Here is a 14159-nt window from a genome sequence, read left to right on the forward strand (position 1 = left end):
AGGCGAATTGGGGCATATCGGGTCGCCCGCTGTCTCTGTCTTCCCGATGACCGGCAGCGCCGGGCGGGGTCAACTCAGGGCACGCACCCTGGCCCGGTACGACGCGATGTTCAGCCTCGACAACGGTCCCCGCTCGGGGACGATGTCTTACCGTTCGCCGGTGGAGTCCGACAGGAACGCGCCGAGCAGGGGGGCGAAGACACCTCTCGCCACGGCGCCGCCCAGCGCGATCACCGTCGGCATGGCCCCCACCACGGCCGCGACGGTCGTCGCCCTCGCGGCGCCGTGTTCTCCCGGCGCCGCGAGGGCGGACCACCCGGGGGCCCGGAGAGGGGGCACAGGGGGACGGGGGCACGGGGGCACGGGCAGACCAGCTGGTCGGACGGGGTCACGGGCAGACCACCTGGTCGCCCGTCACCGTGTCGAATTCGCCACGCTGCGCGTCCTTGGCCTTCACCGGCAGGACCTTGGCGAAGTCCGAGCCGGCCGTGACCTTCATCGTCCCGCCCTGCCCCTTCATCGCCTTGAGCTCGCATCCGGGCAGCGCGGTGGCCAGGGACTTCGCCGACCGGTCCCAGCGCGGGTCGTAGGTGACCAGCGTCCGCCGCAGATTCTGCGGTCCGCCGTTCAGCGGGGCGCGGGTGGTGTTGAATCCGGTGCCGCGCAGTGCCGCGTCGACCTTCTGGCCGAGCCCGTCCCGCGGCGTGCCGTTGTAGACCTGCACCCGGATCTGTTCCGGGGCCACATCGACGGGCGTCGCCTGGGAGTGCTTCGGCAGGTGCGGGGCGAGCGGCTGGTCCTCGCGCAGGGCCTGGAACATCTTCTTCGACTTCTCGGCGTCCCACTTCACCGTGGAGCCGATGCCCTTGACCTGGAAGCCCCCCGCCTCGAGGGGCACGGAGGCGAATTCGGACGAGGCCGGGGTGAAGCCGCGCATGGCCCTGCCGAGCTCCAGCATCTGGTCCGTACCGAACCCCTTGTCGGCGCGGACGGATTCGAGCATCGACGAGGCGACCTGCTGGAATTTCACCGGGTTCATCAGCACACCGCTGCTGGTCGTCTGCTTGAACAGCGAGGCCATGAACCTCTGCTGGCGCTGCATCCGGCCCAGGTCGGCCGCGCCGTCGAGATGCCGGGAGCGTACGTACTGGAGGGCCTGGCCACCGTCGAGCTTGTGGGTGCCCGCGGTGAGGTCCAGGCCGGTGTATGAGTCCTTGAGCGGCTTGGTGGTGCAGATCTCCACCCCGCCGAGGGTGTCGACCGTCTTCATGAAGCTGGTGAAGTCGATCTCCAGATAGTGGTCGATCTTGACGCCGGTCATCTGCTCGACGGTCCGTACCGTCAGATGAGGTCCGCCCTCGGCATAGGCCGCGTTCAGTTTCACCGGGTGGGGGGAGCGCTCCTTGCCGGTGCCGTCCGTGTGGGCCGGGAGCTCGGCGTAGCTGTCGCGCGGCAGGCTGACGACGCTGGCCCGCCGCTTGTCGGCGGAGACATGGACGAGCATGAGGGTGTCGGTGCAGCGGCAGGGCGCGCCGCCCAGCTTGTACTTCTTCTTCTCCGCCGCGCTGATCTTGTCGCGGCCGTCGGTGCCGACGAGCAGGAAATTCATGCCGTGGCCGCCCTGGGGGCGGTTCTTCATGTCCTTGAACGGGTCGACCCGGTCGATCCCCGTCTCCAGACCGCTCACCACGGCATGGCCGATGCCGCCGGCGCCGAGCACCAGCACGGACAGCCCGGTGGCGACCCGCATGCCCCACCGGGGCGGCGGCTTCCGCCCGGCCCGGTTCCGTTGCGCGGCGCGGCCGTCGGCTCCGGGCTGCCGTGACGGCCTCCGCTGCGGGGGAGCGGTGCGGGGGTGCGGTGGACGGGGCGATCGGTGCGGCGTGGGCACGAGGGACACCTCCGCGGTGCGAGTAGGACTTTCGCACGGTAGGCCCATACGATCGGCAGGCCGGGAGGAGGCCCCGCGGCGCGCGCCGCCGTCCCCCGTTCGCGGTAACGTGGCGGCCGAATCACGCCGCCTCCTGGGGTGCGAAATCCCCCGGAACCCTGGCACCCCCGAGGACCCCCCGAGGATCACATGTCTGCCGCGCAGTACCCCGCCGTCTCCGTGATCATGCCGGTGCTCAACGAGGAACGCCATCTCAGGAACTCGGTCCGGCACATCCTGGAGCAGGAGTACGCCGGTGAGATGGAGGTGGTGATCGCCCTCGGCCCCTCGAGCGACCGTACGAATGAGATCGCTGCCGAACTGGTACGGGAGGACTCCCGGGTCCACACCGTCCCCAACCCGACCGGCCGGACCCCGGCTGCGCTCAACGCCGCGATCGAAGCGTCGCATCACCCGATCGTGGTAAGGGTCGACGGCCACGGCATGCTTTCGCCGAACTACATCGCGACCGCGGTCCGGCTCCTGGAGGAGACCGGCGCGCAGAACGTCGGCGGCATCATGCACGCCGAGGGCGAGAACGCCTGGGAGGACGCCGTCGCCGCCGCGATGACCTCGAAGATCGGCGTCGGGAACGCGGCCTTCCACACCGGAGGGAAGGCGGCCCCCGCCGAGACCGTGTATCTGGGCGTCTTCCGCCGGGAGGCGCTGGAGCGTGCCGGCGGCTACAACGTGGAGTTCATCCGCGCCCAGGACTGGGAGCTGAACTTCCGGATCCGCGAGGCGGGCGGCCTGATCTGGTTCTCGCCCGAGCTGAAGGTGCAGTACCGCCCGCGGCCCAGCATCCGTGCCCTCTCCAAGCAGTACAAGGAGTACGGCCGCTGGCGCCACGTCGTGGCCCGCTACCACTCCGGCTCGATCAACCTGCGCTACCTGGCCCCGCCGACCGCCGTCTGCGCGATAGCCGCGGGAATCGTCGTCGGCGCCGCGGTCACCCCGTGGGCGTTCGTCGTGCCGGCCGGGTACGCCGCGGCCATCGTCGCCGGGTCGCTGCCCGCCGGGAAGGGTTTGCCGCTGAAGGCGCGCGCGCAGATCCCGGTGGCGCTGGCCACCATGCACATGTCCTGGGGGTACGGCTTCCTGACCAGCCCCCGCTCACTGGCGAAGAAGGTCATCGCCAGCCGCCGCCCGGCCGTGCGCGAGCAGACGGCCTGATCGCCGTATCCGCAGGAAACAGATGGAGGGCCCTTCGAATCCGCCGGCGGATTCGAAGGGCCCTCCATCTGTACGACGTCACCAGGTGAAGTTCGGGTTGACCTCCATGCACACCTGCTCGTCCGCGCCGTTGAGGGGGTTCGCCGAGTCCGGCGTCTTCTCCTCGGCGGCCTTCGCGGGGTACGCCTCGTCCTTGCGCCAGTCGGCTCCCACGGCCAGGACGATGCCTGAGACGTCGGTCGACTTCTTGACCTGGGACACCGGGACCCCGAGCGCCTTGGCGACCGCCTGCGCGTCGCCCTCCATGTCCACGCTGGGATACAGGACGCCGGTCCTGGCAGTCGCCTCGACGTTCTGCGAGTCGACCCTCGCCCTGCTGAAGCCCGCCTCCGTGAGCAATTCCTTGACCGTGCTCGCACGGCCCTGGGCCGTGCCGAGGGCGTCCGTGTAGGTCGCGTTGCGCACGCTGACCGCGATCTCGGCGTCGGGGGCGGCCTGGTCCTTGACGACGGGCGTCTTGCGCTTCGAGGCCTTGCCGTCCAGCGGGATGTCCTCGCGGATCATCCGGAACACCTGCTCGGCCTCGTCGGGCTTGGGGTAGACCCGGCCGCTGAACTGTCCCGTGCCGTAGACGTTCGGCATGGTCGTCATGGTGATGCGGTCGGTCGGGACCTTCTTGAGCTCCTCGGCCAGGTCGTACAGCTTCTTGACGGTGTCGAGGCCCTTGTCGACCGTCAGCGCGCTGGTGGCCGCCTCGGCGAGGTCCATCAGCTTCACGGGGTCGGTGAGCTTGGTTCCCTTGCGCAGCTCACGGACCATCGAGTTCAGGTACTGGTGCTGGGCCTTGGTCCGGCCGAGGTCCGTGTTGTCCTCGAAGCCGTACCGCGTGCGCAGCCACTGGAGGGCCTGCTCGCCCTTGACGGAGGTGGTGCCCTTCTCCAGCTTCAGCCCCGACCCCTTGCCGTCGCCGGTGTGCGAGTAGACGTTGGCATCGACACAGACGGGGACGCCGCCGACCGCGTCGGCCATGGACACCACACCCGCGAAGTCGATCATCATGAAGTGGTCGATGGTGATGCCGGTGAGCTCGTACCAGGCGGCCACCGTGCACCCGGGACCGCCGCGGCCCAGGCTCTCGTTGGTCTGGGTATCGACCGTGCCGGCCGGGTAGACCTTGTCGGAGTCGGGGTCGGTGCACTTGGGCATCTTCAGCATGGTGTCGCGCGGCATGCTGATGACCGAGATGTTGCTGCGGTCCGCGGAGAGGTGGAGCAGCATCTGCACGTCGGCGAGCGGCGTACCGCCGAAGGTCTCCTTCGCGCCGCCCAGCTCCTGGTTGGCCGTGGAGTCCCGTGCGTCGGATCCGATGAGCAGGATGTTCAGAGGTGTCTGCCCGGCGGCGTTGGCCTTGTGGTCGGCCATCTGCTTGTCGCCGAGGGTCAGATCCTCTTTCCTGATGTTGCCGTTGAGTTGCTTGTAATACACGTAACCGGCGCCGCCGGTGCCGAGTATCAGCAGCGCGACGACGGACGCCGCCCAGCGGAGAACCCGTCGCTTACCGCCCTGGGCGGCCCGCTGTGCAGGGTGGCTGGGCCCCACCGGCTCGTGTCCGCCCTCCGGCGGGGCCGGCCGGCTCTGCCCGCCGTGACCGCTGCGCCCGGCCGGGCCGCCGGCCGCGTCGCCTTCGCCCGGCGGCCCGTCGTGCCGCCCGCGCGGCCGTGTCCCCTCCCCGCGTATGCTGCTTCGTCCCACCAGGACCCCCTGTTCCTCAGAATTCTGCTTGGCGCGACGACCCGTCGTCACTTCGCGCCTTCCGCCTTGTCGGCGCTTGCCCTCTGTATGTCTTCCGGCGCCTTCACCGGACCGGTGACGGGCGGCCCCGCGCCCTCGAAGCCCGCTCCCGGGGTCAGCACCGTGGCCTGAAGGCCTTCGGCGTCGGCTGCTCCCTGCTGGACCCGGTGCCGAAGTCGACGGTGAGTGCCTCGGCCGCAGCGTCGGCGAGCTCGAAGAGCTCGCCCGGGTCGGTCACTGTGTCGTCGGACTTCATCTGACGGATCATCGAGCCGATGAACTGCTGCCGGACCTCGACCCGGTCGGGGTCGCTCTGCTTCCCGAAGCCGTGCCGGGTGCGGACGAAGGGCGGCGCGCGTGGTGGCGCAGTCCGGTATGTCCGTCATCAGGCCGTCGGTGTCGGCGTGGCCCGTGCTGCCCTTGTCGCCGTAGCCCTCGGCGCCTTCGCCGGCCCGCTTGTCCTTCTTCCGCCGCGGGCGACTCTGTTCCGGAGTGGTTCAGCCGCAGTTGGTCGTTGCCGGTCCGCGGGTTTCGTATCCACTGGTCGGCGGGATCGATCTCGTCCGGCCGCCCACGGCCATGCGCCTCCACGGTTGCCTGAATCCTCCGTCGGTGCCACGCGAGCCGCCTGCCCCGGCAGGGCGCTCGGTTGTCCGCTCCGATCGTGCGCGGCCTGATGGCCACGAGCGCCGGATCGCGTCACACTATCCGGCGGAATCGGCCACAGGGTGCGTGCGTGACTCATTCCACGCCCTTTACAACTGGGCATTCTGCCTGTTCTGCTTCGGTTGTCGTCCATGGCCTGGAAACTGCTTTACGAGTCGCACAGGTCGTCCGCCGCATTCGACCCCGAATAGGTGGGTGCGGGAGTCGGGCTCGCGTCCGAATCCGCGGGCTTTTGGCCGGACGGGTCCTTGTCGGAGCTGTGATCCGCCTGTGAATCCCCGGAATTCATTTCGCCGGCGGGGACCACGGCGACGGGCTCGTCCTTGCGCAGCTGCGTGAACAGCCGGTCCGCGTCCGGCTGCACGAGCTCGTCACGGTTCGGGTCGGCGTGGTAGGCCTGCCTGGGCACGGTCAGGAACTGCACCTTCTCCGTCGGCACGTTCCGCATCCCGCGCACCAGGTTGTACAGGTCCCTCAGGGAGTCGAGGCCCGGGTCCGTGGTGAGCGACTTGGTCGCCGCGTCCAGCACCGGGTAGAGCCTCGTCGGGTTCAGCAGCACCCCGTTGCTCTGCATCTTGTTGACGAGGGCCCCCAGGAACTTCTGCTGCCGGTCCATGCGCTCGGTATCGCTGCCGTCGCCGATCGACTTGCGGGCCCGTACGTATCCCAGGGCCTCCTCGCCGTCGAGTTCCTGGCGGCCCGCGGGAAGCTTGAGATGGGCGGCGGCGTCGTCGACCGGCGCCTTGAGGCAGACCTCGACACCGTCCACGGCATCGACCATGTCCTTGAAACCGTTGAAGTCGATGACCATGTGGTGGTCGACGCGGATGCCCGTCATCTTCTCGACCGTACGGATCGTGCAGGCCGTGCCGCCCAGCTCGAAAGCCGAGTTGAACTGGGCGAACTGCTGCCTCGTGGCCTTGCCGTCAGCCGTGTGGCAGCTGGGGATCTCTGCCATCAGGTCGCGCGGGATCGACACCCCCGTCGCACTCCCGCGGTCGGCCGCGAGGTGCAGCAGGATCGTGGTGTCCGAGCGCTGGCTGCCGCCGTCGTCCCGTCCGTACGCGCTGTTGTCGCCGGATCGGGTGTCGGAGCCGATGAGCAGGATGTTCTGGGCATCCCGCGCGACAGGCAGCGGGCGCTCCTTCTCGTACGCCTTGAGCTCGGCGGCGGCGCTCGTGTCGGTCGTGATGTTGCCGTCGAGCTTCTTGTACAGCCACCAGCCGGTCCCGGCGGCGCCCAGCACGAGGAACGAGGCGCCGAGAGCGGTCCAGCGGAGCCAGTGGCGCCTGGGGGTCTGCGGTCCGCGCTCAGGCCGGCTGCCCCAGGTCCCGGCCGCCGCGGAGGCGTCCTGCGTCCCGTCCTGCGTCCCGTCCTGCGCCCCGCCCTCCGGCCCGCGCCCGGCCGAGTCGTCCGGGCGTTCCGGTTCGGCCGGGGTGCCGGGGCTGTCGCTCACGTCTGCGTCCATCCTTCACGTTCGGCGGCGCGAGGGGCCGCCGGTCGCAGAAGTAGACGGCTGAACCTCACGCTTGGTTGTGCTTTCAGGCAAGCGTTCCCGGCGGTGCTCGATACCGCCCGATCATGTACCGCCGCCGGTGCTCAGTCCCGGGGGCTCAACACGCCATGGGCCGGACGAGTGGCCCTCGGGGCGCTTGTCATACCGCGAGCCTGTCAGGCCGCGGTGCCGGTGACCCGCTCGCTCTCGGTGCGCTTGGCGAGCCCGTCCTCGTCCAGCCGGTCCAGGTGACGGCACAGGACCACGGAGGCACCGGCGGCCAGCGGCGCGAAGAGCCCGGCGGACAGACCCTCCCAGGTGTCGTACGTACGCCCCGTCAGCAGTCTGGACCCGGGACCGAGTCCCAGCTCCGCCGCGTCCTCGCGGGCCCGTGCGACCAGCTGCTCCGCCGTCAGGGCGGCGCCGCCGACGGTCAGCGCGGGGGCCGTCGGGTCCACCGGGGCATACGGAGCGAAACGGTCGCCCTGGCCCGGCACCTCCACGGCGTAGTCCGCGAAGCCCTCGGGAGGCTGCGGGAACCGGCCGCCCAGCGGGCGCAGGGCCAGCGCGACCCGCTCGCCGCGGCAGGCGCGGGCCCGGTCGAGCGTGTCCGGTCCGCTGACGACCAGTCCGGCGGACGCCGGGTCGCCCTGCACCTCGGCGACGACCCCCACCGACGAGCAGGCGAGCAGCCAGACGGCCGACTGCCAGTGGGCGGGGAGCAGCAGGGCGAGCCGGTCGCCCGGCTCGGCGGCCAGGTCGCCCTGGAGCAGATTGGCCGTCTTGGCCACCCAATTGGCGAACGTGGCCACCGACAGTTCGACGCGCTCTCCGGTTGCGTCGTCGTAGAAGGTGACGAGGGGTCGGGCGGGGTCCGCGGCGAGCGCGGATCGCAGCAGGTCGGCGGGGGTGCGATCACTGGCGTTCATCCGCGCAAGGGTACGCGGCGGCGTCGGCCCGACAGGGTGTGACCGGTGCTTCGTGCACCGGTTCGGCAGACGGCGCGTCAGCTGGGGGGCGGGTTTGCTCCAGTAGCCGGGAATGCCGGACTCTGTCAAGGATTTCCTGTATGCGTGCACTTCTTGCAACCTCGATCGGCGTCACCTGCGCGACGGCACTCACCCTCCCGCTCGCCGCGCCCGCGCCCGCGCCCGCCGCCCCCGCCCAGGCCCCGGTCGCGCAGGCGCGCGCGGCCGCTCCCCCCGAACCCGCGGGTTCGACCCAGTCGCTGCCCCTGCGGCCGCTCATCGACGCGGCACCCAGGACCACCGGTGAACCCACCGGAACCACGAATCCCGCGACCGCGCAAGGACTGCTCCGGCGCGGCTCCCACCGCTTCTCGCTCGTCGGCGTGGTCTGGGACGACGCCGACACCGAACTGCACGGCACCGTCCAGGTCCGCACCCGAGCGACCGGCACCACCAAGTGGTCCGGCTGGCAGTCCCTCGAGACCCACAACACCGACCATGCCGCCGACTCGGGCAGCCCCGAGCGCGAGTCGGGCACGGTGCGCGGCTCCACCGCTCCCCTCTGGGTCGGCGACTCGGACGGCGTCGAGGTACGCGTACGTTCCGAGAACGCCGGACCGCGAGACGGCGCCGCCGGCACCGCGCCCCTCCCCGTCGGCCTCCAGGTGGAACTCGTCGACCCGGGCGACGACCCGGAGCTACCGCTCGCCGAGGGCACCCCCGCCCCCGGCACGTCGTCCGCGGTCACCGCCGTCACTCCGTCGGCGGGAACCGCTGGGCCGGCCACGGCCGCCCAGGCCGGCGCCCTCCCGGAGACCGCGGGCCTCACCGTGGCCGCGGCGGAGAGCTCCGCGGTCAACGCCGACCTCGCCCCGCTGGGCGCCTCCGAGATCACCGCCCTGAGCAAGGCCGAGTCGGAGGAACAGGCAGGCGTCGCAGCGGGCGCCAAGCCGTTCGTCGGACCGCGCCCGGGCATCGTCACCCGCAAGGGCTGGGGTGCCGACGAGAACCTGCGCGAGCGCAACTTCGCCTACACCTCGACGGTCAAGGCCGCCTTCGTCCATCACAGTGCCACCGGCAACAACTACACCTGCGCCCAGGCGCCCTCCGTCCTGCGCAGTATCTACCGCTACCACGTCAAGAGCAGCGGCTGGCGCGACTTCGGCTACAACTTCGCCGTCGACAAGTGCGGAAGAATTTACGAAGGACGCGCCGGGGGCGTGTCGAAGGCGGTGCTCGGGGCCCACACCCTCGGTTTCAACACGAACAGCATGGGCATCGCGGTACTCGGGACGTACAGCTCGAAGAACCCGCCCGCCGCCGCGGTCACCGCGGTCGCCGGACTCACCGCATGGAAGCTCGGTCTGTTCGGCCGCAACCCCAAGGGCAAGGTCACGCTGATCTCCGGAGGCAGCGGCAAGTACAAGAAGGGTGCGAAGGCCACACTCAACGTCATTTCCGGGCACCGCGACGGTTTCGCAACCGAATGCCCTGGAATCCGTCTCTACAAGAAGCTCGGCACGGCCCGGACCAGTTCGGCCAAGCTGCAGGGTCGCTGACCGGGAGGGCACCCCGAACGGTCTGCATACACTGGCCAGCCGAACAAGGCCCGGCCCCAGCAGGAAGCAGAGACGGTGCTGTGACAGAGGCAAAAGAAGCGATCCTCCTGGTCGGTGGCAAGGGCACCCGGCTGCGTCCGCTCACGGTGCACACCCCGAAGCCGATGGTCCCTGCCGCGGGGGTGCCGTTCCTCACGCACCAGCTGGCACGTGCCAGAGCGGCCGGGGTCGAGCACATCGTGCTCGCGACGTCCTACCTCGCGGAGGTGTTCGAACCGTACTTCGGTGACGGTTCGTCGCTCGGCCTCTCCATCGAGTACGTCACCGAGGACGAACCTCTCGGCACCGGCGGAGCCATCCGGAACGTGGCGTCGCGACTGGCCTCGGGCCCGGACGAACCCGTCATCGTGTTCAACGGGGACATCCTCACCGGCCTCGACATCCGGGCCCTGGTCGCCGCGCACGCCACCTCCGGGGCGGACGTCTCCCTGCACCTCACCAGGGTGGAGGACCCGCGCGCCTTCGGTCTCGTACCGACGGACGGCACGGGCAGGGTGACGGCCTTCCTGGAGAAGCCGCAGACGCCCGAGGAGATAGTCACCGACCAGATCAACGCGGGGGCGTACGTCTTCCGCAGGTCGGTCATCGACACCGTCCCGGCCGGCCGGCCGGTGTCCGTGGAGCGCGAGACCTTCCCCGGCCTGCTGGCCGCCGGTGCCCACCTCCAGGGCATGGTGGACTCCACGTACTGGCTGGACCTCGGCACGCCGCAGGCGTTCATACGCGGCTCGGCCGACCTGGTCCTCGGCCGCGCCCCGTCCCCCGCCGTCCCCGGCCGCTGCGGCGACCGGCTCGTCCTGCCCACCGCCTCCGTGGCCGCCGACGCCAAGCTCACCGGCGGTACGGTCATCGGCGAGGGCGCGCTGGTCGGAGAGGGCGCCAGAATCTCGGGCTCCACCGTGCTGGACGGCGCCGTCGTGGAACCGGGCGCGGTGGTCACCGACTCGCTGGTGGGATCCGGTGCCCGGATCGGCAGCCGCTCGGTCCTCACGGGCGCGGTGATCGGCGACGGCGCCCAGGTCGGCGCCGACAACGAACTGCGCGACGGAATCCGTATCTGGTGCGGTGCGGTCCTCCCGGCCGGCTCGGTCCGCTTCTCGTCCGACCAGTGAACGGTCCCCCTCGGCGGCCTTACCCTCGATAGGCACCCCCGACGAACGAGGACCTCACCCGTGGCAGGACGCTCCGTACCCCGCACCACCGCCGTGCCCCGGCAGAAGCCGGTGTCCGGCTCCAGCGCGGGGTGCGCCGCGCCACGGACCCGGAGCTGGACACCTCCGGGGCCGCTCGACCTGCGGCTGGTCCTGAGCCCCCTGCGGAGAGGCCCGGCCGACCCCGCCTACCGGGCACTGCCCGACGGAACCTTCTGGCGCGCCACCCGCACCCCGGCCGGCCCCGGCACCCTGCGCGTCTCGGCGTCCCACGACGGCGTGATCCACGCGGCGGCCTGGGGGCCGGGCGGGCAGTGGCTCCTGGACGGGCTCCCGGCTCTGCTCGGCGCGGGCGACACCCCGGACGCCTTCCGCCCGCGCCACCGGCTGGTCGCCCTGACCCAGCACAGCCGGCCGGGTCTGCGTCTGTTGCGCACCGGGCTGGTCATGGAGTCCCTGATCCCCTCGGTCCTGGAACAGAAGGTCACCACCGACGAGGCCTACCGCGCCTGGCGGCTGCTGGTCCGCACCTACGGCACCCCCGCCCCCGGCCCCGCCGAACAGGCGTTCGCCGCGCACGGCCTGTACGTCATGCCGGACGCCAGGACCTGGTCGCTGATCCCGTCCTGGGAGTGGCACCGCGCGGGCGTGGACGCCAAGCGCTCCGCCACGATCCTGCGCGCGGTCCGGGTGGCCCGGCGCATGGAGGAGGCGGCAGCGATGGAGCTCCCCGAGGCGATGGCCCGGCTACAGCTGATCCCGGGCATCGGCCCCTGGACCGCGGCGGAGACCCTGCAGCGCTCCAACGGCGCGGCGGACGCGGTGACGGTCGGCGACCTCCACCTGCCGGGCATCGTCGGCCACGCGCTCGCGGGCAACAGGAACGCGGACGACGAGGAGATGCTGGCGCTCCTCGCCCCGTACGAGGGTCAGCGCCACCGTGCGACCCGCCTGATCATGCTCTCGGGCCACACCCCGGCCCGCCGGGCCCCCAAGATGACGCCGCGCGACATCGCCCGTCTGTGACGGGGCGGGAAGCCCCGGAGGGGCTCACCGCACCGCGATGAACGCCCCCGCGTCCCGGGCTGCCCTCGCCGGCGGTGTTCCCTTCGGGTGCCCCACGGCCACCGCGCCCATCGGATCCCAGGAGTCCGGCAGGTCCAGTACCTCACGCACCACGGACCGGCAGAACATCGTCGACGACACCCACGCCGAGCCGAGCCGCTCACCCGCGAGTGCCACCAGGAAGTTCTGCACGCCCGCCCCGGCCGCGACCACGAACATCTCGCGCTCCGCGGTGTCCCGGCGCTCGTCCCCGTAGGTGTGCGAGCCGTCCATGACGAGACACGGCACCGCCAGGTACGGCGCGTGGCGCAGGACGTCGCCGCGCCGCACCCGCTCGGCGACCGACTCCTCGCTGCGCCCGTCCCGCCGCAGATCCGCGACCCACGCGTCCCGCATGGCGTCCAGCAGCCGGTGCCGCGACTCCGGGGACTCCAGCAGGACGAACCGCCACGGCGTGGTGTGGTGGGGCGCGGGAGCCGTCACCGCCGCCGCCACCGCACGTCGTACGGCCCCGGGGTCGACCGGCTCGTCCGTGAACTCCCGCACCGTGCGCCGGAGGTTCAGCGCTTCCCGCACAGCCTCGGACGTACCCAGCCGGAACATGTCGTCGGCCGCCACCCGCACCATTGCCCGCGCGCCCTCGTCGGCCGCACCGGGGTCCGCCACCACGTGCGGGAGCCCGCGCACCACCGCGACCGGCAGCCCGGATGCCTTGCCCTTCACCAGGTCACCGGCCGAAGCCAGCTCGTCGGCCGTGGCCACGACGGTGGCGCTCAGCGGATGGCCGTGCCCGTCGGTGCCGCCCCGGAGGTCGTCGAGGACCCTGACTCCCGCGGCTCCGATCGCCACGTCCGTCAGACCGTTGCGCCAGGGGCGGCCGAAGGTGTCCGTGACGACGACCCCGACCTCGACCCCGAGCGCGTCCCGCAGACCGTCCCGGACCAGCCGGGCCGACGCGTCCGGGTCCTCGGGGAGCAGCAGCACCGTCCCGGCCGGGGTGTTGGAGGCGTCGACCCCGGCCGCGGCCATGACGAGCCCCTGCCGGTTCTCCACGATCCTGAGCGTCCCGCGCCGGGCGACCACCCGGACGGTCTCGGCGTCGATGGCCGCTTCCCGGTCCGTGGCCTCGACGATCCGGCCCTCCGCCTTGGAGACGATCTTCGAGGTGACCAGCAGGACATCGCCGTCCACCAGACCCGGTTCCGTACCGGCGATCAGCTTCGCGAGGTCGTCGCCCTCCACCACCTCGGGAATCCCGGGCAGTGCCCACACCCGGTACGAGGGTGAATCGTCCGGTCCGCCGCTCATACCCGTACCTCCTCGGCCAGCGCCAGGGCCTGCCGGGCCATCTCGGCGGTGGCGTCCACGTCCGTCATCATCAGCGGCACGGCCCGGCAGCGGATCCCCGCCGACTCGACCTCGTCGACCACTCCGGCGTCCACACTGTCGACGAGCCAGCCGTCGAGCAGTCCCGAACCGAAGTGCCGGGCGACGGCCGCAGCGGTGGACTCGACGCCAACCGCTGCCAGCACCTTGTCGGCCATGCCGCGCACGGGCGCGTCGCCGACGATGGGGGAGAGCCCGACGACGGGGACCCCGGCCTCGGCGATCGCCTCCCGGATACCGGGCACGGAGAGAATGGTGCCCACCGATACGACGGGGTTGGACGGCGGGAAGACGATGACGTCGGACTCGGCGATGGCTTCCAGGACCCCCGGCGCGGGCTCGGCCTGCTCCGCTCCCACCGGTACGACGGCCCGCGCGGGCACGGAGGCGCGCATCTTCACCCAGTACTCCTGGAAGTGGACGGCTTTGCTCTCGCCGTCGACGTCCACCGCGACATGCGTCTCGACGCGGTCGTCGGACATCGGAATCAGCCGGACCCCCGGCTTCCACCGCGCACACAGCGCCTCGGTGACCGCGCTCAGCGGATAGCCCGCGCCGAGCATCTGCGTACGGACGATGTGGGTAGCGAAGTCGCGGTCGCCGAGGCCGAACCACTCGGGTCCCACGCCGTACGCCGCGAGTTCCTCCTTGACCTGGAAGCTCTCGTCGGTACGCCCCCAGCCCTGGTCCTCGTCGATGCCACCGCCGAGGGTGTACATCACGGTGTCGAGGTCGGGGCAGACCTTCAGCCCGAACAGATGGATGTCGTCGCCGGTGTTGCCGATCACCGTGATGTCCGCGTCGGGCGCGGCCTGTTTGAGGCCACGCAGGAAACGAGCACCACCGATACCGCCGGCCAGAACCACAATGCGCATGAAGAACAGTCTGTCAGGCGCGGGCCTGTCCCCGGGGTGG

Annotated in this window: 12 protein-coding genes; 4 read left to right on the forward strand and 8 right to left on the reverse strand. The window is 71.3% G+C overall.

What is annotated here, in order from left to right; translation table 11 throughout:
- Positions 1 to 147: 147 nt before the first annotated feature.
- Both ACWD04_RS12895 and ACWD04_RS12900 read right to left on the reverse strand, forming a co-directional pair.
- Positions 148 to 339, reverse strand: a complete 192-nt coding sequence (locus ACWD04_RS12895) for a hypothetical protein (protein ID WP_451131073.1) — start codon at positions 337 to 339, stop codon at positions 148 to 150.
- Between the two features lie 49 nt (positions 340 to 388).
- The gene (locus tag ACWD04_RS12900; RefSeq protein ID WP_451131075.1) at positions 389 to 1939 is read right to left on the reverse strand and encodes an LCP family protein; all 1551 of its coding nucleotides are present in this window, start codon (positions 1937 to 1939) and stop codon (positions 389 to 391) included.
- Positions 1940 to 2080: 141 nt separating this feature from the next.
- Between ACWD04_RS12900 and ACWD04_RS12905 the strand changes: the two genes are divergently transcribed.
- Entirely contained in the window at positions 2081 to 3103 is a 1023-nt protein-coding gene (locus ACWD04_RS12905) for a glycosyltransferase family 2 protein (protein WP_451131077.1), read from the forward strand.
- A 78-nt stretch (positions 3104 to 3181) separates the two neighbouring features.
- Here ACWD04_RS12905 and ACWD04_RS12910 read toward each other — a convergent pair whose 3' ends face one another.
- The 4 genes from ACWD04_RS12910 to ACWD04_RS12925 form a co-directional block, all read right to left on the reverse strand.
- Positions 3182 to 4855 carry an LCP family protein gene (locus tag ACWD04_RS12910; protein ID WP_451131078.1) on the reverse strand — a complete coding sequence of 558 codons (1674 nt, stop codon included), beginning with the start codon at positions 4853 to 4855 and terminating at the stop codon, positions 3182 to 3184.
- Positions 4856 to 5009: 154 nt separating this feature from the next.
- Complete coding sequence (locus tag ACWD04_RS12915) at positions 5010 to 5150, reverse strand: hypothetical protein (protein ID WP_451131080.1); 141 nt, start codon at positions 5148 to 5150, stop codon at positions 5010 to 5012.
- A 558-nt stretch (positions 5151 to 5708) separates the two neighbouring features.
- The gene (locus ACWD04_RS12920) at positions 5709 to 7028 is read right to left on the reverse strand and encodes an LCP family protein (RefSeq protein ID WP_451131082.1); all 1320 of its coding nucleotides are present in this window, start codon (positions 7026 to 7028) and stop codon (positions 5709 to 5711) included.
- A gap of 203 nt (positions 7029 to 7231) precedes the next feature.
- Positions 7232 to 7984: a TIGR03089 family protein gene (locus ACWD04_RS12925; protein ID WP_451131084.1), complete on the reverse strand. Its 753-nt coding sequence runs from the start codon at positions 7982 to 7984 to the stop codon at positions 7232 to 7234.
- Between the two features lie 140 nt (positions 7985 to 8124).
- Here ACWD04_RS12925 and ACWD04_RS12930 point away from each other — a divergent pair, with 140 nt between their 5' ends.
- The 3 genes from ACWD04_RS12930 to ACWD04_RS12940 all read left to right on the forward strand — a co-directional run bounded on the left by ACWD04_RS12930 (position 8125) and on the right by ACWD04_RS12940 (position 11819).
- Entirely contained in the window at positions 8125 to 9582 is a 1458-nt protein-coding gene (locus ACWD04_RS12930; protein WP_451131086.1) for a peptidoglycan recognition protein family protein, read from the forward strand.
- Between the two features lie 80 nt (positions 9583 to 9662).
- A complete protein-coding gene (locus ACWD04_RS12935) occupies positions 9663 to 10754 on the forward strand; it encodes a sugar phosphate nucleotidyltransferase (RefSeq protein WP_451131088.1) in 1092 nt (363 codons plus the stop codon).
- Between the two features lie 60 nt (positions 10755 to 10814).
- Positions 10815 to 11819: a DNA-3-methyladenine glycosylase family protein gene (locus tag ACWD04_RS12940; protein WP_451131090.1), complete on the forward strand. Its 1005-nt coding sequence runs from the start codon at positions 10815 to 10817 to the stop codon at positions 11817 to 11819.
- Between the two features lie 24 nt (positions 11820 to 11843).
- Here the strand turns inward: ACWD04_RS12940 and ACWD04_RS12945 are convergent, their stop codons facing one another.
- Both ACWD04_RS12945 and cofD read right to left on the reverse strand, forming a co-directional pair.
- Entirely contained in the window at positions 11844 to 13166 is a 1323-nt protein-coding gene (locus ACWD04_RS12945; protein ID WP_451131092.1) for a coenzyme F420-0:L-glutamate ligase, read from the reverse strand.
- On the reverse strand, positions 13163 to 14119 hold the full coding sequence (gene cofD / locus ACWD04_RS12950) for a 2-phospho-L-lactate transferase (protein WP_451131094.1): 957 nt from the start codon (positions 14117 to 14119) through the stop codon (positions 13163 to 13165). The genes ACWD04_RS12945 and cofD overlap by 4 nt, the downstream gene beginning before the upstream one ends.
- Positions 14120 to 14159: the final 40 nt, after the last annotated feature.

The sequence above is a fragment of the Streptomyces sp. NPDC002911 genome (genome assembly GCF_053591835.1).

Excerpts from the sequence above, each read along its gene's own strand:
- ACWD04_RS12930 (WP_451131086.1), top strand. The coding sequence starts at position 8,125 with ATGCGTGCACTTCTTGCAACCTCGATCGGCGTCACCTGCGCGACGGCA.
- ACWD04_RS12905 (WP_451131077.1), top strand. The coding sequence starts at position 2,081 with ATGTCTGCCGCGCAGTACCCCGCCGTCTCCGTGATCATGCCGGTGCTC.
- cofD (WP_451131094.1), bottom strand. The coding sequence starts at position 14,119 with ATGCGCATTGTGGTTCTGGCCGGCGGTATCGGTGGTGCTCGTTTCCTG.
- ACWD04_RS12900 (WP_451131075.1), bottom strand. The coding sequence starts at position 1,939 with ATGGGCCTACCGTGCGAAAGTCCTACTCGCACCGCGGAGGTGTCCCTC.
- ACWD04_RS12920 (WP_451131082.1), bottom strand. The coding sequence starts at position 7,028 with ATGGACGCAGACGTGAGCGACAGCCCCGGCACCCCGGCCGAACCGGAA.
- ACWD04_RS12925 (WP_451131084.1), bottom strand. The coding sequence starts at position 7,984 with ATGAACGCCAGTGATCGCACCCCCGCCGACCTGCTGCGATCCGCGCTC.
- ACWD04_RS12945 (WP_451131092.1), bottom strand. The coding sequence starts at position 13,166 with ATGAGCGGCGGACCGGACGATTCACCCTCGTACCGGGTGTGGGCACTG.
- ACWD04_RS12915 (WP_451131080.1), bottom strand. The coding sequence starts at position 5,150 with ATGAAGTCCGACGACACAGTGACCGACCCGGGCGAGCTCTTCGAGCTC.